At 70.5% G+C, this 21,025-nt stretch carries 18 protein-coding genes; 3 read left to right on the top strand and 15 right to left on the bottom strand.

The window, feature by feature from the left end:
- Positions 1-143: 143 nt before the first annotated feature.
- The 14 genes from ACFVXJ_RS07270 to ACFVXJ_RS07335 form a co-directional block, all read right to left on the bottom strand.
- Positions 144-923 (bottom strand): TIGR03936 family radical SAM-associated protein, encoded by a 780-nt coding sequence (locus tag ACFVXJ_RS07270; RefSeq protein ID WP_361311376.1) that lies wholly within the window; start codon positions 921-923, stop codon positions 144-146.
- A 131-nt stretch (positions 924-1,054) separates the two neighbouring features.
- On the bottom strand, positions 1,055-1,816 hold the full coding sequence (locus tag ACFVXJ_RS07275; RefSeq protein WP_389659948.1) for a hypothetical protein: 762 nt from the start codon (positions 1,814-1,816) through the stop codon (positions 1,055-1,057).
- Positions 1,817-1,863: 47 nt separating this feature from the next.
- The gene (locus ACFVXJ_RS07280; RefSeq protein ID WP_389659951.1) at positions 1,864-2,295 is read right to left on the bottom strand and encodes a PIN domain nuclease; all 432 of its coding nucleotides are present in this window, start codon (positions 2,293-2,295) and stop codon (positions 1,864-1,866) included.
- A complete protein-coding gene (locus tag ACFVXJ_RS07285) occupies positions 2,295-2,513 on the bottom strand; it encodes a type II toxin-antitoxin system VapB family antitoxin (protein ID WP_389659954.1) in 219 nt (72 codons plus the stop codon). Before ACFVXJ_RS07285 ends, ACFVXJ_RS07280 begins: the two co-directional genes overlap by 1 nt.
- 154 nt (positions 2,514-2,667) lie before the next feature.
- Positions 2,668-4,593: a TIGR03960 family B12-binding radical SAM protein gene (locus ACFVXJ_RS07290; protein WP_389659957.1), complete on the bottom strand. Its 1,926-nt coding sequence runs from the start codon at positions 4,591-4,593 to the stop codon at positions 2,668-2,670.
- Between the two features lie 73 nt (positions 4,594-4,666).
- Entirely contained in the window at positions 4,667-6,235 is a 1,569-nt protein-coding gene (locus ACFVXJ_RS07295; protein WP_389659960.1) for a CHAD domain-containing protein, read from the bottom strand.
- Positions 6,236-6,305: 70 nt separating this feature from the next.
- The gene (gene rodA, locus ACFVXJ_RS07300) at positions 6,306-7,508 is read right to left on the bottom strand and encodes a rod shape-determining protein RodA (protein ID WP_389659963.1); all 1,203 of its coding nucleotides are present in this window, start codon (positions 7,506-7,508) and stop codon (positions 6,306-6,308) included.
- A 7-nt stretch (positions 7,509-7,515) separates the two neighbouring features.
- Positions 7,516-9,690: a penicillin-binding protein 2 gene (gene mrdA / locus ACFVXJ_RS07305; protein ID WP_389659966.1), complete on the bottom strand. Its 2,175-nt coding sequence runs from the start codon at positions 9,688-9,690 to the stop codon at positions 7,516-7,518.
- Positions 9,691-9,703: 13 nt separating this feature from the next.
- Positions 9,704-10,417, bottom strand: a complete 714-nt coding sequence (mreD, locus tag ACFVXJ_RS07310; RefSeq protein ID WP_389659969.1) for a rod shape-determining protein MreD — start codon at positions 10,415-10,417, stop codon at positions 9,704-9,706.
- A 13-nt stretch (positions 10,418-10,430) separates the two neighbouring features.
- Positions 10,431-11,375 carry a rod shape-determining protein MreC gene (gene mreC, locus ACFVXJ_RS07315; RefSeq protein WP_389659972.1) on the bottom strand — a complete coding sequence of 315 codons (945 nt, stop codon included), beginning with the start codon at positions 11,373-11,375 and terminating at the stop codon, positions 10,431-10,433.
- 168 nt (positions 11,376-11,543) lie between these two features.
- Positions 11,544-12,563, bottom strand: a complete 1,020-nt coding sequence (locus tag ACFVXJ_RS07320; protein ID WP_008738981.1) for a rod shape-determining protein — start codon at positions 12,561-12,563, stop codon at positions 11,544-11,546.
- Positions 12,564-12,892: 329 nt separating this feature from the next.
- The gene (ndk, locus tag ACFVXJ_RS07325; RefSeq protein WP_136216939.1) at positions 12,893-13,303 is read right to left on the bottom strand and encodes a nucleoside-diphosphate kinase; all 411 of its coding nucleotides are present in this window, start codon (positions 13,301-13,303) and stop codon (positions 12,893-12,895) included.
- A 62-nt stretch (positions 13,304-13,365) separates the two neighbouring features.
- Positions 13,366-13,716: a DUF4233 domain-containing protein gene (locus ACFVXJ_RS07330; RefSeq protein WP_389659975.1), complete on the bottom strand. Its 351-nt coding sequence runs from the start codon at positions 13,714-13,716 to the stop codon at positions 13,366-13,368.
- A 3-nt stretch (positions 13,717-13,719) separates the two neighbouring features.
- Entirely contained in the window at positions 13,720-15,258 is a 1,539-nt protein-coding gene (locus tag ACFVXJ_RS07335; RefSeq protein ID WP_389659978.1) for a bifunctional folylpolyglutamate synthase/dihydrofolate synthase, read from the bottom strand.
- A gap of 117 nt (positions 15,259-15,375) precedes the next feature.
- Between ACFVXJ_RS07335 and ACFVXJ_RS07340 the strand changes: the two genes are divergently transcribed.
- Positions 15,376-16,443: a rod shape-determining protein gene (locus ACFVXJ_RS07340; RefSeq protein ID WP_389659981.1), complete on the top strand. Its 1,068-nt coding sequence runs from the start codon at positions 15,376-15,378 to the stop codon at positions 16,441-16,443.
- A 151-nt stretch (positions 16,444-16,594) separates the two neighbouring features.
- Here the strand turns inward: ACFVXJ_RS07340 and ACFVXJ_RS07345 are convergent, their stop codons facing one another.
- On the bottom strand, positions 16,595-19,216 hold the full coding sequence (locus tag ACFVXJ_RS07345; RefSeq protein WP_389659984.1) for a valine--tRNA ligase: 2,622 nt from the start codon (positions 19,214-19,216) through the stop codon (positions 16,595-16,597).
- Positions 19,217-19,315: 99 nt separating this feature from the next.
- On the opposite strand from ACFVXJ_RS07345, the gene ACFVXJ_RS07350 reads away from it, so the two are divergent.
- Complete coding sequence (locus ACFVXJ_RS07350; protein ID WP_389659987.1) at positions 19,316-19,957, top strand: hypothetical protein; 642 nt, start codon at positions 19,316-19,318, stop codon at positions 19,955-19,957.
- Positions 19,958-20,050: 93 nt separating this feature from the next.
- On the top strand, positions 20,051-20,998 hold the full coding sequence (locus ACFVXJ_RS07355; RefSeq protein ID WP_389659990.1) for a hypothetical protein: 948 nt from the start codon (positions 20,051-20,053) through the stop codon (positions 20,996-20,998).
- The last annotated feature ends 27 nt before the right edge of the window (positions 20,999-21,025 follow it).

A 21,025-nucleotide genomic window follows, 5' to 3' on the forward strand; every position in this document is an offset into this window, starting at 1 on the left:
GGCGCGTTCGCCACACGGGAGCTCAGTTCGTGGCCGCCGGTTCCGTACGCGTTGTCGGTACGGCCTGGCGGAAGTCTTCAGGTCTGTGCGCTGCCCGACCCGGTTGGCTCCCGGGTGCCAGGGCGGCGCGACGACGGCGTTCCTTACGCGGCGGGACCTTCCAGAGCCTTCGCGTCGGCCGCTACGGCGGCCGTGGGTGGGGCGGCCGTGTCGGCCTCGCGGTCGGGCGCGAGCGGGTCGGTCACCGTGCCGGACTCCTCGTCGAAGAGCCCCTGCGCCAGCCTGGTCACCGCTGCGGGGACCGGCGGCGCCAGGTCGGCCACAGCTCGGAGACCGGACAGGACGTCGTCGGGTCGCACGGCAGGTGTCAGATGCCGAACAACCAGCCGCAGTATCGCACAGGCATTGTCCAGTGGCCTATCAACCGGGGCGGGATGCGCTTCGAGGCTGACCACGGCACTTCGGGTGTCGAAGGTCCGCATGCCGTTCTTGGTGCGGCGCTGGACCTCGACGGTTTCGGCCGCGAGGAAGGCGGTCACGGCCCGCTCGGCGTCCGCGAGGTCCACGCCGTCCAGGCGCAGCTCCCACACGGAGGCCGTGAGCCGCTCGGCCAGCCCGGAGGTCCGGGCCTCGACGGCGTCGACGATGTCGAGCCCGACCGGCATCGACTCGTCCAACAGCTCGCGGAGCGTCGCGGGGTCGCGGGGCTCGGCGAGGGCGATCTCCAGGTACTCGGCCTCGCTGCCGGTGCCGGTGGGCGCGGCGTTCGCGTATGAGACCCGGGGGTGCGGGGTGAAGCCCGCCGAGTACGCCATGGGCACCTCCGAGCGGCGCAGGGCCCGCTCGAAGGCACGCTGGAAGTCCCGGTGGCTGGTGAACCGGAGGCGTCCGCGCTTGGTGTAGCGCAGTCGGATGCGCTGCACCACCGGTGCGGGAGGCGGGCCTTCGGGCTGTCGCTTGCCCAGTGGTTCTTCTCCTTGTGCGGGGCTCCGCGGCTCGCGCGTCGCCCTGAGGTCCGTCGACCCCGTCGCGGCTCACCCCCGCTTGGCGCGGCTCAGCGCGGCGGGGAGAACTCGGCGGCGGGCGCCGCGTCGGCGGCGGCTGTCGTACTACTCAGAGTACGCGCCCGTGACCTCGCCGGTTCCCCGGGAGGAGTACCGAACAGCATCCGCCGCACCTCGGCCCGGGCCTCGCGCACCGCGGCGCGGGCCGTGCGCCACACCCCGCGCAGCAGGTGCCCCACCGGCGTCAGCACGTACCGGTACACCTGCGAGAGCGGCCACCCCAGGAGCACCCACCCGACCCACCGCAGCCCGCGCCCGAGCGCCCGCACCACCCGCGCCGACACCGCCCACGCCCAGCCGAGGACCTCCCCCACCGGGCGCAGCACGTACCGGTACAGCCGCACGCACAGCCAGGCGAGCCCCTGCCCGACCGGCACCAGCAGGTACCGCCACACGGCGAGCGCCAGGGGCCGCAGCAGGTACCGGTACACCACCCGGGCGACGGGCGCGATCAGGTAGCCGTACAGCGCGCGCACCAGCGGCCCCAGCAGGTACCGCCACAACCCCACCCAGGGCCACACGAACACCAGCCTGAGCAGGAAGGAAACCACCTGCCCCAGCGCGCGCAGCACCGGCCCGAGGACGTACGTGTACAGGGGGCCCAGCAGGTATCGGTGGACGGCACGGGCGAACCCGACCAACAGCTCCCACACCACCCGTACGGGCAGTACGACGAGTACCGCCACGATCTTCACGGGCACCACCAGGCACCCGCCCCCGGCCCCGCCGCCCTGCCGCACTTCATGTTCCATACCGTCGGGGACGCCGAAAACCCCCGCACCGTTGCGCACGGCGACTGCTAGTCGATCGATCCCGGCTCGGCCAACCACCGGGTCCGCAGGTCGGTGTGCTTGGCGAGCGTCTCGAAGTCGCGGTCGTAGTGCAGCACGGTCAGCCGGTGCCGCGCGGCGGTGACCGCGAGCACCAGGTCGACGACTCCTGCCGAGCGCAAGCAACCGGCCTCGGCCAGGATGCCCTGGGCCGCCCGGACCCTCTCCCACACGTCATCCGGGATGTCGTGCCAGACGTAGAGGTCGGCGAACGCCTGCCGCAGCTCGGCGTATTGGGCAGGGGAGCGGGCGGAGTACAGTGCCTCCGCCTCGGTCACCGCGCACATGCCGATCCGTCCCGCGGCAAGCGCGGGGCGCCAGACGGAGAACGGCCCCGGCAGCGTGATCCGGTGCGCGGCGGAGGTGTCGATCAGGAACGACCCCTCGGTCGAGTTCCCCACTATCCCCGCACCTCCTGCTTGAACCCGGCTTCCCGCCCCTTGTCGAAGGCGCCTTCCTCATCGAGCTTGAGGAGCCGTTCCAGTGCCCGCTGTCGAAGGAGCCGTGCCCCTATTTCCGCCAGCGCGGCGTTGACCGTGTCCTTCTTCGTGGTCGTACCCAGCGCTTCCGCGGCGAGCGCGAGCGCTTCCTCGTTGATGTCGATCACGGTCTTGGCCATACGGCCACCTCCTGAAACGGACTGCGGAGTATTCCCACTCACACCTTCACAGGATATACTCGACCGTCCTATGTAGAAACCTTTACCTACGGCTCCAATAGATATGCCCCCCACCGGATCCGGTGGGGGGCATATCGCGAAGCGCGGGCTCAGCTCACTTCACGACCGTCAGCGGGAGGAGCTTCTTGCCCGTCGGGCCGATCTGGATCTGGGTGTCCATCTGAGGGCACACGCCACAATCGAAGCACGGGGTCCAGCGGCAGTCGTCGACCTCCGTCTCGTCGAGCGCGTCCTGCCAGTCCTCCCAGAGCCAGTCCTTGTCCAGGCCGGAGTCGAGGTGGTCCCAGGGGAGCACCTCCTCGTAGGTGCGCTCGCGGGTGGTGTACCAGGCCACGTCCACGCCGTACGCGGGCAGGGTCTGCTCCGCCGCCCGCATCCAGCGGTCGTAGGAGAAGTGCTCGCGCCAGCCGTCGAAGCGGCCGCCGGACTCGTAGACCGCGCGGATGACGTCGCCGATGCGGCGGTCACCGCGCGAGAGGAGGCCCTCCACGATGCCGGGCTTGCCGTCGTGGTAGCGGAAGCCGATCGAGCGGCCGTACTTCTTGTCGGCGCGGATCTTGTCCCGGAGCTTGCCCAGGCGGGCGTCCGTCTCCTCCGCCGACAGTTGCGGCGCCCACTGGAACGGGGTGTGCGGCTTCGGTACGAAGCCGCCGATCGACACCGTGCAGCGGATGTCGTTCTGCCCCGAGACCTCGCGGCCCTTGGCGATGACGTTGACCGCCATGTCGCCGATCTGGAGGACGTCCTCGTCGGTCTCGGTCGGCAGGCCGCACATGAAGTACAGCTTCACCTGGCGCCAGCCGTTGCCGTACGCGGTGGCGACGGTGCGGATGAGGTCCTCTTCCGAGACCATCTTGTTGATGACCTTGCGCATCCGCTCGGAGCCGCCCTCGGGGGCGAAGGTGAGGCCGGAGCGGCGGCCGTTGCGGGTCAGCTCGTTGGCCAGGTCCACGTTGAACGCGTCCACCCGGGTCGACGGGAGGGACAGGCCCACCTTGTCGTCGGAGTAGCGGTCGGCCAGGCCCTTGGCGATGTCCGCGATCTCGGTGTGGTCGGCGGAGGACAGCGACAGGAGGCCGACCTCCTCGAAGCCGGTGGCCTTGAGGCCCTTCTCCACCATCTCGCCGATGCCGGTGATGCTTCGCTCCCGCACGGGGCGCGTGATCATGCCGGCCTGGCAGAAACGGCAGCCGCGGGTGCAGCCGCGGAAGATCTCGACGGACATCCGCTCGTGGACGGTCTCGGCGAGCGGGACCAGCGGCTGCTTGGGGTACGGCCACTCGTCGAGGTCCATGACCGTGTGCTTGGAGACCCGGTAGGGGACGCCCGACCGGTTCGGGGCGACGCGCGCGATGCGGCCGTCCGGCAGGTAGTCGACGTCGTAGAAACCGGGGACGTAGACCTGGCCGGTCTTGGCCAGCCGCAGGAGGACTTCCTCGCGGCCGCCCGGGCGGCCCTCGGCCTTCCAGGTCCGGATGATCTCGGTCATGTCGAGGACGGCCTGCTCGCCGTCGCCGATGATCGCGCAGTCGATGAACTCCGCGATCGGCTCGGGGTTGAAGGCCGCGTGGCCGCCGGCGAGCACGATGGGGTGGTCGACCGTACGGTTGCGGGCCTCCAGCGGGATGCCCGCGAGGTCCAGCGCCGTCAGCATGTTGGTGTAGCCGAGCTCGGTGGAGAACGAGAGCCCGAAGACGTCGAAGTCACCGACGGGGCGGTGGGAGTCGACGGTGAACTGCGGGACCTTGTGCTCGCGCATCAGCTCTTCGAGGTCCGGCCACACGCTGTACGTGCGTTCGGCGAGCACGCCGTCCCGCTCGTTCAGCACCTCGTAGAGGATCATGACGCCCTGGTTGGGCAGACCGACCTCGTACGCGTCCGGGTACATCAGCGCCCAGCGGACGTCGCACTCGTCCCATACCTTGACGGTGGAGTTGAGCTCACCACCGACGTACTGGATGGGCTTCTGCACATGCGGGAGCAGCGCTTCGAGCTGTGGGAAGACCGACTCGGACATCACGCGACTTTCGTGAAGCGGGCAGGGGGCGACTCTCAAGCGTACCGCGCGGCCCGGTCGCCCCCGGCCGCGGTGATCATCGGCCGCGGGCGAAGGCGGCGCCCTTGCGGGAGGTCTTCGCCCACACCTTCGGCAGCTCCCGTTCGTACCGCTCGGCGAGGGCTTCCTCGCGGCCGTGGAGGAGGCCCCAGGTGAAGGTGGTCTCGCCGGCGCCGGCGGCCTGGACGGCCAGGCCGCGCAGGGCCTCACGGGCGACGACGCCGTCCTGGTGGTCGCCGAGCAGGGTCTGCACCTTCTTGGTGGCCTTGGCGAGGCGCTCGGCGCGCTTGCCGAGCGCGGGGGCCGCGGCGTCCGCCGCGTAGCGGGCGCGTTTGGCGGCCTTGCGGGCCTGGTGCAGGGCCAGGTCGCGTTCGTGCCCGACTTGCGAGGCCAGGGCGCGTTCGATCCTGCGGGCGAGCCGGTCGTGGTCGCGTCGTACCGCCTTGGCCAGGACTTTTTCCGCCGGGCGGGCCGCTGCTTCGCGTAGCGGCGGGTCGGCGAGGAGGGCGTCGAGGGAGTCGAGGAGGGTCAGGTACCGCTCGCTGTCGAGGGCCGCGAGGACGCGGAGGCGGGTCTCGGTGCGGCGGGCGGTGTCCCAGACGCGCAGGCGGGCGCGGACGGGGCCGAGCAGGAGGGTGACGTCGACCTCGCCCAGTCGGGTGCGCAGTCGTTCGCGGAGGACTTCCTGGTCGCGGTCGGCGCCGAGTTCGCCGGCCAACCAGCGCAGTTCGGCGCGCAGCGGGTCGGTGGCCGTGCGGTCGAGGACGGTGCGGTAGGTGGCGAGGGCGCCGCGCAGCCGGCGGCCGGCGACGCGCATCTGGTGGACGGAGTCGGGCAGCTCGCGGCGTACTGCGGGGTCCTGGGTGATCAGGGCCTCGCGCTGGGCGCGCAGGTACGCGAGGACGTGCGCGCCCGCGCTGTCGTCGGCGGGGCGGGGTGCGGGTCGGGCGGCCGGGGCGGCGCCGGTCTCGGCGAGGGCCCGGGCCAGTTTGGAGGGGGCGTCGCTGACCTTGAGGCCGGCCTCGCGGAAGGTCTCCTCGACGGCGTCGAGCAGGGCGGGGTCGACGCCGTCGGCGAGTTCGACCTCGACTTCGGTCCAGGTGGCGTGGGCCGGGCCGCGTTCGGCGGTGACGGTGTCGGTGCTCAGTTCGGCCAGCAGGGTTCCGTCGGCGTCGAGGAGGTGCTTGACCTTGCGCCGGGAGACGAGCCGTACCAGGGGCACCAGTTCGGCGTCGCGGGTTCGGGAGCGCAGGAGGGAGGCGAGGGAGCGGGGGACGGTGGTGTCGCCGAGCGGGGCCCTGAGTTCGTCGCGGACGCCGGGGGCGACGGGCAGTTTGAGGTGCCAGCCCTCGTCGGCGCCGCCGGTCCGGCGGCGCAGGGTGAGGCCGTCGGCGGCGAGCCGCAGGTCGGGGGTGTCGTAGTAGACGGCGTCGAGGGTCACGGTGCCCTGACGGCGCACGGCCGTGATGCCGGCCGTGCCCGTCAGGTCCGGCAACCGCTTCGCCCCGGCCTTCCGCGCGCCTTTTGCCGGGCCGTGGCCTGCGGTCTTCCCCGCGGCCGACGTGAACTCGAATTTACGTTCGATCTCTCGTTTCGTGTCCGCCATGCTTCGAACGTAGCCCTGGACGGATCACGACGTGAACGGAAGACGATGCCTCGCCCGCCAAGCGGCCGGATCAGGCCGATATCGGCCGCTGGACCCTGATCGACTGCAAGAGCCCCACCGCCACCCACACGGCGAACATCGACGATCCTCCGTAGGACACGAACGGCAGCGGCAGCCCCGCCACCGGCATGATGCCGAGGGTCATCCCGATGTTCTCGAACGCCTGGAAGGCGAACCAGGCGATGATCCCGGCGGCGACGATCGTGCCGTACAACTCGGTGGTCTCCCGGGCGATCACGCAGGCCCGCCACAGCACCACGCCGAGCAGCACCAGTATCAGCCCGGCCCCGATGAAGCCCAGCTCCTCCCCAGCCACCGTGAAGACGAAGTCGGTCTGCTGCTCGGGCACGAACTGTCCGGTGGTCTGGGAGCCCTTGAAGAGCCCGGAGCCGGTCAGTCCGCCGGAGCCGATCGCGATGCGCGCCTGGTTGGTGTTGTAGCCGACGCCCGCCGGGTCGAGTTCGGGGTTGGCGAAGGCCGCGAACCGGTTGATCTGGTACTCGTCCAGGATGCCGAGCTGCCAGATGAGGACGGCGCCCGCCGCGCCCGCGCCCATCAGGCCCAGTACCCAGCGGTTGGAGGCGCCGGAGGCGAGCAGTACGCCGAGCACGATGACGACCATGACCATGACCGAGCCGAGGTCGGGCATCAGCATGACGATGCCCATCGGGGCGGCGGCCAGGCAGAGCGCCTTCACGACGGTGCGGTGGTCGGGGTGTTCGAGGTCGCCGGCGTCCACCCGGGCCGCCAGCAGCATCGCCATGCCCAGGATGATCGTGATCTTCACGAACTCTGAGGGCTGGAGGGAGAAGCCGCCGCCGATGACGATCCACGCGTGGGCGCCGTTGATGGTGGCGCCGAGCGGGGTGAGGACGGCGAGGACGAGCACCAGCGAGAGCCCGTACAGGATCGGCACCGCGCCCCGCAGGGTGCGGTGGCCGAGCCAGACGGTACCGATCATCAGCACCAGGCCGATGCCGGTGTTCAGGGCGTGCCGCTCCAGGAAGTAGTACGGGTCGCCCTGGTTGAGGTGGGTGCGGTTGCGGGTCGCCGACCACACCAGCAGCGAGCCGATGAACGACAGCGCGAGCGCGGAGAGCAGTATCGCCCAGTCGAGTCGGCGCAGGACGGAGTCGCGTGCGGTGAGCCGGGTCAGCGTCCCGCGTTGCCGGGGCGCGTACCGGGAGACGGAGAACTTGTTGGCGGTCTGCATCGGGTCCTCAGTCCTGCTTCGCGACGGGCGGCGCCGGCGGTCCCGCGAGGGGCGGTGGCGCGTCCTCCGGGGACGGCGGCACGTACGGCTTGATCTCGGGGGCGTCGATGGAGCCGTCCGGCTGGATGGCCGGCAGTTGCGCCTGCGGCTTGGGGAGCAGGGCCTTGGACAGGTCCTGCTTGCCGGCCATGTCGAGGCCGTAGATGGCGTTGTAGACGTTGCGCACGGCCGGACCGGAGGCGCCGGAGCCGGTGCCGCCCTGGGAGATCGTCATCACGATCGTGTAGTCGTCGGTGAACGTGGCGAACCAGGAGGTGGTCTGCTTGCCGTAGACCTCGGCGGTACCGGTCTTGGCGTGCATCGGGATCTGCTTCTGCGGCCAGCCGCCGAAGCGCCAGGCGGCGGTGCCGCGGGTGGCGACGCCCTCCAGCGCTTCTCCTATCTGCTGCCGGGTCTTCTCGTCCATGGGGAGCTTGCCGTGCGCCTTGGGCTGGATCTCCTGGACGCTCTTGCCGTCGGCGCTGACGATGGCCTTGCCGATGGTGGGGTTCCACATGGTGCCGCCGTTGGAGATGGCGGCGTAGATGGTGGCCATCTGGATCGGGGTGACGAGGGTGTCGCCCTGTCCGATGGAGTAGTTGACGGCGTCACCGGCGCGCAGCAGGTTGCCTTCGAGGCAGTTCTCGTAGTTGAGCAGCTCGACGTAGGTGCCGCCCTTCTTGCCGGTCTTGCACCACTCGTCCTTGTTGGCCGCCCAGAAGCGCTGCTTCCACTGGCGGTCCGGGACGCGGCCCTTCTCCTCGCCCGGCAGGTCCACGCCGGTCTCGGCGCCGAGGCCGAACTGGTGGGCGGTCTTGAAGAAGATGTCGCCGGGCTGCTTGACGGGCTTGAGGCCGCCGTCCTTGAGCCACTGCTGGTGGGCGAGGCCGTAGAAGACGGTGTCGCAGGAGACTTCGAGGGCCTGGCCGAGGGTGATCGAGCCGTGGCCCTGGGACTCGAAGTTCTTGAAGACCTGGCCGCCGATGGAGTACGAGCTGGGGCAGGGGTAGCTGCCGTCGAACTTGTACCCGGCGTTGACCGCGGCGGTGGTCGGGATGACCTTGAAGATGGAGCCGGGGGCGGCCTGGCCCTGGATCGCCCGGTTCATCAGCGGGACGTTGGACTCCTTGGCGGTGAGCTTGGCGTAGTCCTTGCCGGAGATCCCGCCGACCCAGATGTTGGGGTCGTAGGTGGGGTTGGAGGCCATGGCCACGACGCGGCCCGTTTTGGATTCCAGGACGACGATGGCGCCGGCGTCGGCCTTGTAGGGGACGCCGGTGTTGCGGTCGATCTCCTTGCGCGCCTGGACCATCGCGTTGTTCAGCTCGTACTCGGCGACACCTTGGACGCGGGCGTCGATGCTGGTGACGATGTGGGCGCCGGGGACGGCCGGGTCGTTCTTGGCCTCGCCGATGACCCGGCCGAGGTTGTCGACCTCGTAGCGGGTGACGCCGGACTTGCCGCGCAGTTCCTTGTCGTAGGTGCGTTCCAGGCCGAAGCGGCCGACCTGGTCGGAGCGCAGGAACGGCGAGTTGGTGTTCTTCGCCTTCTGGATCTCCTCGTCGGTGACCGGGGAGAGGTAGCCGAGCACCTGGCCGGTGTTGGCGCCGCCGGGGGCCGGGTAGCGGCGTACGGCGGTGGGTTCGGCGGTGATGCCGGGGAAGTCCTCGGGGCGTTCGCGGATCTGGAGGGCCTGTTGCGTGGTGGCTTCCAGGGTGACCGGGATCGGCTGGTAGGGGGAACCGTTCCAGCAGGGCTGCGGGGTCTTGGAGTCGCAGAGGCGGACCTTGTCCATGACGTCCTGCGGCTTCATGTCCAGTACGCCGGCCAGCCGGGTGAGGACGCCTTTGCCCTTGTCCTTTATCTTCGACAGCTCGGTGCGGCTGGCGGAGACGACCAGGCGCGTCTCGTTGTCGGCCAGCGGCACCCCGCGGTCGTCCAGGATCGAGCCGCGCACGGCGGGCTGGACGACCTGCTGGACGTGGTTGTTCTTGGCTTCGTCGGCGTACTCGGTGCCGTTGCGGATCTGGAGGTACCAGAGCCGGCCGCCGAGCGTGAGCAGCAGCGAGAAGACGAGTACCTGGATGATGACGAGCCGGATCTGCACCCGGGGGGTGCGGCCGGTCTCCGGAATATTGGTCACGCCTGGTCCCCCGTCACAGCTTCCTGACGCTCTTCACGCCTTTGACACCCTTGACGCCCTTGACGCCCTTTATGCGGCCGGCCCGGTTGGCCCGGCCGCGCGCGGTCTTCAACCGCAGTCCGCCGCGCTGGCTGCCGATCCGCAGCCCGGTGCCGCCGGTGAGCCAGCCGGAGGACATGTCCTTGCCCATGGGCGGTCCGCCGCCCGCGTCTACGGCCATCGGGTCGTTCTCGGCGCGGCGGGCGAGCGCCATGACCAGGGGCACGGTGAAGGGCGCGAGGAGCAGGTCGTAGAGCGTGGCGGTGAACAGCAGTTCGGTGATGCCCACGTGGCGGGCGGCCGTGTCGCCGACGAGGGCGCCGACGCTCGCGTAGAGCAGGGTGGAGCCGATCGCGGCGGCCACCACGGTGGTCAGGGGCCCCCAGGCGGAGCGGAACCGCCCGTTGTCGGGGCGGACCAGGCCGACGAGGTAGCCGATGACGCAGAGTACGAGGGCGTACCGTCCGGCGGCGTGGTCGGCGGGCGGGGCGAGGTCCGCGAGGAGGCCCGCGCCGAAGCCGACGAAGGCGCCGCTGACGTGTCCGTAGACCAGGGCGAGCGCGACGACGGTCAGCAGGAGCAGGTCGGGTACGGCGCCGGGGAGTTGGAGCCGGCCGAGGACGGTGACCTGGATGACGAGGGCGACCACGATCAGCGTGGCCGAGAGCAGGATCCGGTTGAAGCGCATGGGCGGTCAGCTCCTACTCGTCGGCCGGCTTGGCGGGGGCACTGGCGGACGCCGACGGGGTCACGGTGACGGTGACGGTCGGGGTGGGCTTCGCTTCGGGCTTGGGCGGCAGGACCGCGTCGCGCGGGTCCTCGCGCGGCGGCATCACCACGACGCCGACGATGTCCAGGCGCGAGAAGCCGACGAACGGACGCACCCACACGGTGCGGGTCAGGTCGCCGCGCGAGGGGTCGACCTTGACCACCTCGCCGATGGGGACGCCCGGTACGAAGGGCTTGTTGCCGCGCGAGCCGAAGGTGACGAGCCGGTCGCCGGGGGCGATCTTGGCCTTGCCGTTCAGCATCTGCACCGACAGGGCGCGGTCGCCCTGGCCGGTGGCGAAGCCGAGTTCCCCGGTCTTCTCCAGGCGGGTGCCCACGGTGAAGTCGGGGTCGTTGGCGAGCACCACGGTGGCGGTGTCGGGGCCGACGGTCGTGACGCGGCCGACGAGGCCGTCGCCGTTGAGGACGGTCATGTCGCGTTCGATGCCGTCCTTGCTGCCGGCGTCGATGGTGACGGTCCAGGAGAAGCCCTGGGCCGCTCCTATCCCGATGACCTCGGCGCCCTTGATGCCGTACTGCCCCGCGCCGGCGCGCTTGAGCATCTCGTCGAGCTCGTGGATGCGGCTGCGGGTCTGGTCGTCGCTGCCCAGCTTCGCCTTGAGCGCGGTGTTCTCGCGTTCGAGGGTCTTGATCCGGTTGTGGCGCTCTCCGGAGTCCCGTACGGCGCCTATGGCGTGGGCGACGGGGTCGACCGCGGTCGCCACGCCCTTCTCCACGGGGCCGAAGACCGTCGCGGCGGCCTGCCGGGCACCGTCGACCGGTGACTCCTCGCCCGCCCTGATGTCCACCGTGATCAATGCGAACGCGATGGCGATCAGAAGCACCAGGAGCAGCCGGCTCTCTCGTGTGTCCCTCACGTGCGGCGGCGTGCCTTCCTCGTAGGTATTCGCGGTGCCGGAGCCGCTCCGGACGGAGCCGGGGCTCGCACCGGACTGTGCCTGTATATCAACGATCCGCCGCACAGGCGCGGTAGCGCCCGTACGGCGGATCCTTGTGTTCCACATGCCCCGTTACGGGGACTTCGATCACCGCCGGGGCTGGGCGTCCAGGACCTGCTGGAGTGCTTCGAACTCCTCGACGCACTTGCCGGAGCCGAGGGCCACGGAGTCGAGGGGGTCCTCGGCGATGTGGATCGGCATGCCCGTCTCACGGCGCAGCCGCTCATCGAGTCCGCGCAGCAGGGCGCCGCCGCCGGTGAGGACGATGCCGCGGTCCATGATGTCGCCGGAGAGTTCCGGCGGGCACTTGTCGAGGGTGGTCTTCACCGCGTCCACGATGGCGTTGACCGGTTCCTCGATGGCCTTGCGCACCTCGGCGGCGGAGATGACGACCGTCTTCGGCAGGCCGGAGACGAGGTCGCGGCCCCGGATCTCGGTGTGCTCGTCCTTGTCGAGGTCGTACGCCGACCCGATGGTGATCTTGATCTGTTCGGCGGTGCGCTCGCCGAGGAGGAGCGAGTACTCCTTCTTGATGTGCTGGATGATCGCGTTGTCCAGCTCGTCGCCGGCCACCCGGATGGACTGTGCCGTGACGATTCCGCCGAGGGAGATGACCGCGACCTCGGTGGTGCCGCCGCCGATGTCCACGACCATGTTGCCGGTGGCCTCGTGGACGGGCAGGCCCGAGCCGATGGCGGCGGCCATCGGCTCCTCGATGATGTGTACCTGGCGGGCGCCGGCCTGGGTGGACGCCTCGATGACGGCGCGGCGCTCCACTCCGGTGATGCCGGAGGGGACGCAGACCACGACGCGCGGACGAGCCAGGTAGCGGCGCTTGTGGATCTTGAGGATGAAGTACCGGAGCATCCGCTCGGTGATCTCGAAGTCGGCGATCACGCCGTCCTTGAGGGGCCGTACGGCGACGATGTTGCCGGGCGTCCGGCCGATCATCTTCTTCGCCTCGGAGCCGACCGCCAGGATTCCACCGGTGTTCGTGTTGATGGCGACCACGGACGGCTCGTTCAGGACGATCCCCCGGCCCCTCACGTACACCAGCGTGTTGGCGGTCCCGAGGTCGATCGCCATGTCACGGCCGATGAACGACATGTTGTTCCCCTTGTTCCCCATGAGGAGCGTCTGGCCTTCCAGTTGATAGCGGCTGCTGTCAGGTCGGCGAGGTGGGTGTGTGGGTGGAGGCCCCATCGTAGTGCCGCGGGTACGGACATCGCGCGACGGGACTCCGGCAATCCCGCCGGAACGGATACCCGCCCCCTTAGTGGTGACGTCGTGTCCTGCACATGCGTTCCCGCTCGCCGCCCGTCATACCGAAGGGCGACCGAAATTACTTCGGTCGCCCCAGGTCATGAGCGCTGTTTGGCTGATGCCGCGTCGGGACCACCGGTGTGTCCGCGGCGCGGCGCGGGTTCCGGTTCGGCTCAGAGAGCGGGGAAGAAGAGCTTCAGCTCGCGCTCCGCCGACGCTTCGGAATCGGAGGCGTGGATGAGGTTCTCCCGGGTGATGGTGCCGAAGTCACCCCGAATGGAGCCGGGCGCCGCGGCGATCGGGTCGGTGGGGCCGGCGAGCTGCCGGACGCCCTCGATCACGCGTTCGCCCTCGACGACCAGGACGACGACGGGGCCGCTCGCCATGAACCCCATGAGGGGCTCGTAGAACGGCTTGCCCTTGTGTTCGCCGTAGTGGGTCTCCAGGGTCTCCTGGTCCAGCGTGCGCAGCTCCAGCGCGGGAACGGTCCAGCCGGCCTTCCGCTCGATGCGGCCGATGATCTCGCCGATCAGGCCACGACGGACGGCGTCGGGCTTGAGGATGACGAGCGTGCGCTGGGTCATGTGGTAACTCCTTGCGGCATACGGGTGCGGTCCGACGAGGCTACAGGGGGCCCCGGGGCGGTCTACGCCTCGGCCTGCGCCTCGCTCTGCGCCGCCCAGCGGGCCTTGGCGGCGTCGACCTTGCGCCCGTAGTGCACCGAGCACCACCACAGGCCGGCGAAGACCGCGCCCAGGAAGAACATGGTCGGCACGACGAACCCGCTGAGGACCAGCCCGATCTGCAGGGCCCAGCCCAGCTGGACCGCGCCGGGGCGCGACAGCATCCCGCACAGCAGCACGGACAGCAGCATCGCGACGCCGCACACCGCCCACACGGTCGCCTGGGTCAAGTCCGGGTCCTTCATGGCCACCAGGCCCGCGAAACCGATCACGAAGAACTCGCCGATCAGCGTCGAAGCACACAGTGTGCGCATTCCTCAGCCCCTCTTCAGCAGCAGGCGGGCCTCGCCCACCGTGATCACGGACCCGGTCACCAGGACCCCGGCCCCACCGTATTCGGCCTCTTCCTCCGCCAGGGTGATCGCCGCCTCCAGCGCGTCGTCCAGCCGGGGCTCCACCTGTACCCGGTCGGACCCGAAGACCTCGACGGCGATGGCCGCCAGTTCGTCGGCCGACATCGCCCGGTGGCTGGTGTTCTCCGTGACGACGACCTCCGCGAAGATCGGCTCGAACGCCTCGAAGACCCCCTTCACGTCCTTGCCCTCGCTCGCGGCGACGACGCCGATCAGCCGGCTGAACCCGAACGCCTCGGTCACCGCCTCCGCGGTGACCTGCGCCCCGGCCGGGTTGTGCGCCGCGTCCAGGACCACGGTGGGGCTGCGCCGGACGACCTCCATCCGGCCCGGCGAGGTCACCGAGGCGAAGGCCCGGCGAACCGTGTCCGCGTCCAGTTCCCGGGCGTGCTCGCCGCCGACGCCGAAGAACGCCTCGACCGCGGCCAGGGCCACCGCCGCGTTGTGCGCCATGTGGGCGCCGTACAGGGGCAGGAAGATGCCGTCGTACTCGCCGCCCATGCCGCGCAGGGTCAGCATCTGGCCGCCGACCGCCACCTCGCGGGAGACGACGCCGAACTCCATGCCCTCGCGGGCCACGGTCGCGTCGACCTCGACGGCCTTCTTGAGCAGCACCTGCGCCGCGTCCACCGGCTGCTGCGCCAGGATCACGGTGGCGCCCTGCTTGATGATGCCGCCCTTCTCCCCGGCGATCTCGGCCGGCGTGGAGCCGAGCCGGTCCGTGTGGTCCAGGCTGATCGGGGTGATCACGGCGACCGCGCCGTCGATCACGTTGGTCGCGTCCCACGAGCCGCCCATGCCGACCTCGACCACCGCCGCGTCGACGGGCGCGTCCGCGAAGGCCGCGTACGCCATCCCGGTGAGCACCTCGAAGAAGGACAGCCGGTACTCCTCGGACGCGTCGACCATCTCCACGTACGGCTTGACGTCGTGGTAGGTCTCGACGAACCGCTCGGCGCTGATCGGCGCCCCGTCCAGGCTGATCCGCTCGGTCACCGACTGCACGTGGGGGCTGGTGTAACGGCCGGTGCGCAGGTCGAAGGCGTTCAGCAGGGACTCGACCATACGGGCGGTGCTGGTCTTGCCGTTGGTGCCGGTGATGTGGATCGAGGGGTACGCGCGCTGCGGCTCGCCCAGGACGTCCATCAGCGCGGCGATGCGCGAGACCGACGGCTCCAGCTTGGTCTCGCCCCAGCGGCCGGCCAACTCCTGCTCCACCTCCTGGAGGGCCTTGGCCACCTCCGGGTCGGCGGGCGCGGCGGGCACCTGCTCGCCCTGTGGCGCTCCGCCGTGTGCGCGCAGGGTGCGGCTGCCGGCCTCGATCACCGCCAGGTCGGGGTCGCGGTCGGATTCCTCCGCGACGATCCGATCGAACTCGTCGATCGCGTCGGAGGGTCGGCCGAGGTCATCGGGGCCGTGGCTGTCGGGCTGCTGCTCACTCACGGGGACCAGTCTACGGACGAGGACCGGGGGGACCTTCGGCCCGGCCGTTTCGGGACCTTCGGCCGCCTTCGCGACCGTCTCGTTATGCGAGCCTTGCGGCAGCAGAGAGGGGAACGAATGCCGCAGGCCAGTACGGACAGGGCGGACCGGGCGGACCGGACGGCGTCCAGCCGTGACATAGGGATCGACCTCGGGACCGCGAACACCCTCGTCTACGCCCGGGGGCACGGGATCGTCCTCGATGAGCCGTCCGTGGTGGCGGTCAGGACCGGCACGACGACGGCCCTGGCGGTGGGCACGGAAGCCAAGGAGACCCTCGGCCGGACGCCGGGTTCCATCACCGCGATCCGCCCCCTGAGGGACGGCGTGATCTGCGACTTCGAGGCCGCCGAGGAGATGATCCGGCACTTCGTGCGCAAGGCGGTCCCCGGCCGCCGGCCGCGCACCCGGATGGTGGTCTGCGTGCCGTCGGGGGTCACCCAGGTCGAACGGCGGGCCATCGTCCAGGCGTCCACCCGGGCCGGCGCCAAGACCGTCCACCTGATCGAGGAGCCCATGGCCGCGGCGATCGGCGCGGGGCTGCCGGTCTCGGAGGCGCGCGGCTCGATGGTGGTGGACATCGGCGGCGGCACCTCGGAGGTCGCCGTCATCTGCCTGGGCGGCATCGTCACCTCACGGTCGCTGCGCGTGGGCGGCGACCGGATGGACGCCGCGATCACCGACCACGTGCGCAGGGAGCACGCGCTGCTCATCGGCGAGCGCACCGCCGAGGACGTCAAGATCGCCGTCGGCTCGGCCTGGCCGGTGCCGGGTCTGCCCGAGCTGGAGAGCCGCACCCACACGGTGCGCGGGCGGGAGAAGGTCGGTGGCATGCCCAAGACCCTGGAGCTCACGGCGCTCGACGTCCGGGCCGCGCTCGACGAGCCGGTGGCGGCGATCATCGCCGCCGTGCGCGCCACCTTGGAGGAATGCCCGCCGGAGCTGTCCGGCGACGTGATGGAGCGCGGCATCACCTTGACCGGAGGCGGGGCGCTGCTGCCGGGTCTGGACCTGCGCATCGCCTCCGCGACGGGCATTCCGGTGTTCGTGGCGGACGCGCCGCTGGACTGTGTGGTGCTCGGCTCGGGCCGGTGCGTGGAGGACATGGACACGCTCGGCAGCCTGCTCGCCCCGGCCAAACCGTAGGCATCGGCGCCGGTCCCCCGCGGTTCGACAACCGCGGCACGGGGGTGATGTCCCGCGCTCCGGACGGGAAGCGGCGTACGGCGAAGGCCCCCGCACCGATCGACGGTGCGGGGGCCTTCGTATGTCGCCCGGGACGGGGCCCGGGAGCGGCCTACGCCTCCGGCAGCCCGGCCAGCTGGGCCTGGATGCGGGCGATGTCGCCCTCGGCCTTGGCGAGGCGGCCCTTGATCTTGTCCACGACGTTGTCGGGCGCCTTGGCGAGGAACGCCTCGTTGCCCAGCTTCGCCTCCGCCTGCTGCTTCTCCTTCTCGGCGGCGCCGAGGTCCTTGGAGAGCCGCTTGCGCTCGGCCGCCACGTCGATGGTGCCCGACAGGTCGAGCGCGACCGTGGCGCCGCCGACCGGGAGGGTCGCGGTGGCGTTGAAGTCGTCGCCCTCCGGCTGGAGGCGCAGCAGTTGGCGGATGGCCGCCTCGTGCGCGACCAGCGCGGTGCGGGACAGGTCCAGGCGGGCGGGGACCTTCTGCTTGTCGTCGAGCCCCTGCTCCTTGCGGAACCGGCGGACCTCGCGGACCAGGGCCTGGACGGTCCCGATCTCGGCCTCGGCGGCCTCGTCGCGGAACGCGCTGTCCTGCGGCCATTCGGCGATGACCAGCGACTCGCGGCCGGTGAGGGTGGTCCACAGCGTCTCGGTGACGAAGGGGACCACCGGGTGCAGCAGCCGCAGCGTGACGTCGAGGACCTCACCGAGGACGCGGCCGGAGACCCTGGCGCCCTCGCCGCCCGCGAAGAACGTCGTCTTCGAGAGCTCCACGTACCAGTCGAAGACCTCGTCCCACGCGAAGTGGTAGAGCGCCTCGCTGAGCTTGGAGAACTGGAAGTCCTCGTAGTACGCGTCGACTTGGGCGACCGTCTTGTTCAGCCGGGACAGGATCCAGCGGTCCGTCGCCGACATCTCCTCGGGCGCCGGCAGCGAGCCCTCGATGGTCGCGCCGTTCATCAGCGCGAAGCGCGTGGCGTTCCAGATCTTGTTGGCGAACTTGCTGGACGCCTGGACCCAGTCCTCGCCGATCGGCACGTCGGTGCCCGGGTTGGCGCCCTTGGCGAGGGTGAAACGGACGGCGTCGGAGCCGTACTTGTCCATCCAGTCCAGCGGGTCGACGACGTTGCCGAAGGACTTCGACATCTTCTTGCCGCGCTCGTCGCGGACCAGGCCGGTCAGCGCGATCGTCTTGAAGGGGACCTCGCCGTCCATGGCGTACAGGCCGAACATCATCATCCGGGCGACCCAGAAGAAGATGATGTCGTGGCCGGTGACCAGGACGTCGGTGGAGTAGAACTTCTCCAGGTCCGGGGTCCGCTCCGGCCAGCCGAGCGTGGAGAACGGCCACAGGCCGGAGGAGAACCAGGTGTCGAGGACGTCGGTGTCCTGGGTCCAGCCCTCGCCCGTGGGCGCCTCGTCGTCCGGTCCCAGGCAGACGACCTCGCCGTCCGGGCCGTACCAGACCGGGATGCGGTGGCCCCACCACAGCTGGCGCGAGATGCACCAGTCGTTGAGGTTGTCGACCCAGTCGAAGTAGCGCTTCTCCATCTCCTGCGGGTGGATCGCGACGCGGCCGTCGCGGACCGCGTCACCGGCGGCCTTCGCGAGGGTCTCGACCTTGACCCACCACTGGAGGGACAGGCGCGGCTCGACGGTGGTGCTGCACCGCGAGCAGTGCCCGACGGAGTGCAGGTACGGGCGCTTCTCGGCGACGATCCGACCCTGCTCGCGCAGGGCGCCGACGACCGCGGAGCGGGCCTCGAAGCGGTCCTGGCCGAGGAACGGGCCGTGGACGGTGATGACACCGTGCTCGTCCATGATCGTCATGTTGGGCAGGCCGTGGCGCTGCCCGATGGCGAAGTCGTTCGGGTCGTGCGCCGGGGTCACCTTGACGGCGCCGGTGCCGAATTCCGGGTCGACGTGCGGGTCGGCGACGACCGGGATGGTGCGGTCGGTCAGCGGCAGCTTGATCTGCCGGCCGACGAGGTGCTTGTACCGCTCGTCGTCCGGGTGGACGGCGACGGCGGTGTCACCGAGCATCGTCTCGGCCCGGGTCGTGGCGACGACCAGGCTGTCGTCGCCCTCGCCGTAGCGGATGGAGACGAGCTCGCCCGCGTCCTCCTGGTACTCCACCTCGATGTCGGAGATGGCGGTCAGACAGCGCGGGCACCAGTTGATGATGCGCTCGGCGCGGTAGATCAGACCGTCGTCGAAGAGCTTCTTGAAGATCGTCTGGACGGCCTTGGACAGGCCCTCGTCCATGGTGAAGCGCTCACGGGACCAGTCGACGCCGTCGCCCAGGCGCCGCATCTGGCCGAGGATCTTGCCGCCGTACTCTTCCTTCCACTGCCAGACGCGCTCGACGAACTCCTCGCGGCCCAGGTCGTGGCGGGACTTGCCCTCCTCGGCGAGCTGCTGCTCGACCTTGTTCTGGGTGGCGATGCCGGCGTGGTCCATGCCGGGCAGCCACAGCGACTCGTAGCCCTGCATCCGCTTGCGGCGGGTCAGGGCGTCCATCAGCGTGTGCTGGAAGGCGTGGCCCAGGTGGAGGGAGCCGGTGACGTTCGGCGGCGGGATGACGATCGTGTACGGGGGCTTCTCGCTCGCCGCGTCGGCCGTGAAGTACCCACGCTCTACCCAGCGCTCATAGAGCTTCCCCTCTACCTCGGCCGGCGCGTACTGGGTCGGCAGTTCGGAGTGGGGGCTGCTGGGTGTCTGCGTGTTCTCGGTCACGCACGACAGGATACGGGCGGCCCCACCCGCGTTACGAATCCGTTCCACCCTGCGCGGCTCGGCTTGACCGGAGCATGACCGGTCGGCCTGACTGGGCTCATGAACGAGATCACCGGGCAGCCCGCCGCGGCCCCTTCGGTACATCCCTACGCGTCCGTCCCCAACGTCCCGCCGAAGAAGCGCGTGCTCGTGAAGGTCGGGGTGGCGCTGGGGGCCATCGTGGGCGTGGTCGCCGGCAAGGCGGCCGTGACCGCGGTCCTCGACGGCGGCCCGTCCGACGCCGGACGGTACCGGCTGACGCCGCCCGTCTCCTTCCAGGGCCTGACGCTCCAGGACTCCGGGCCGCGCGTCGACGCGATCAAGCTGGGACAGGGCCCGCAGAAGCCGGGCACCAAGCAGGTCGCCGTGGTCTACGCCGACGGGTCGGGCACCGCGCGGCTGGTGGTCAGCGGAGCGGCCGGCCGGTTCGACGACCGGGACCCCGGCTCGGTGCTGACCCGCGCCCTCCACGACATGGGGGTGGCGGACCCGGTCACGGAGTCGTCCGGGACACCGGAGGGAGCCGCCATGCGGTGCGGCACGGTCCACGTCGGCGCCGGCACGCTCCCGGCGTGCATGTGGGCGGACCACAGCTCGCTCGTCACGGTCACGGTTCCCGTGGAGAACCAGCCGGTCGCGCTCGCCGCGCTCGCGGAGCAGACCCGGGCGTTGCGGGGCGTGATGGAGGTCCCGGCGTCGTAGTTCGGTAACGCCTGGGGGCCCGGAGCCCGGACCTGCGGGGCCTTCGGCCAAGATATGACCAACATAAGAAGTTCCTAGAGGGGGACGCGGGTCATGAGTTACAACCAGCCGGGACCGTACGGGCAGCAGCCGCAGCAGCCGGGACCGTACGGGGGCCCGCCGCCGCAGCAGCAGCCGGGTCCCTACGGGCAGCCCGCCCCGCAGCCCGGCTACGGCTACCCCCAGCAGCCCCCGCCGCCGGCCTACCCGCAGCAGCCGGGCTACCCCCAGCAGCCCCCGCAGCAGCCGTACGGCTACCCGCAGCCGGGCATGCCCGCGCAGCCCCCTTACGGCGGCATGCCCCCGCAGCAGCCGCCGAAGAAGTCGAAGGCCGGCGTGGTGATCGCGGTGGTCGTCGTCCTCGGGGTCCTCGCGGGCGCCGGCTGGTACTTCACCAAGGGCGGCGGCGCCTCGGGCAAGGTGGCGGCGGACACCAAGGGCTACAAGCTGGTCGCACCGCAGTCGGTGGACGACTTCAAGCAGGACCCGAAGTACCAGCAGAAGCCCTTCACCGACCAGGACAAGAAGGAAGCCGAAGCGGCGGGCATCAAGAACGCCTCCCAGGTGGGCATGGAGTACCTGGCGGGCGACCCGAAGAACCCGTTGTCGATGAAGGCCCTCAACTTCCAGGGCGTCTACGGCCAGATCGCCGACCCGGAGAAGACCGTGGACGGGTACTTCGCCATGGCCAAGCTGAAGGCCGCCGAGGGCAAGAAGGACGTGACCGCCGAACTCGTCGGGAGCCCCAAGGAGATCAACCCCGCCGGGTTCAAGGGGGCCGTGCTGAAGTGCCAGGAGATAAAGATGACCTTCAAGGACACCGCCTCCAAGGGCCCCAAGGACATGACGGTCCCCGTCTGCATCTGGGGTGACTACAGCACGCTGAGCGTCGTCAGCGCCTCGGACGTGGCCTCCATCCTCGCCGGCAGGCCGGGCTACACCATGGAGCAGACCGCGGATCTCACCGCGAAGCTCTACAAGACCGCCCGCGTCAAGGCCTGATCGAAACGACGCGAAGGGGCGCCCCGG

Source organism: Streptomyces sp. NPDC058279 (genome assembly GCF_042881255.1).
GTDB lineage: Bacteria > Actinomycetota > Actinomycetes > Streptomycetales > Streptomycetaceae > Streptomyces.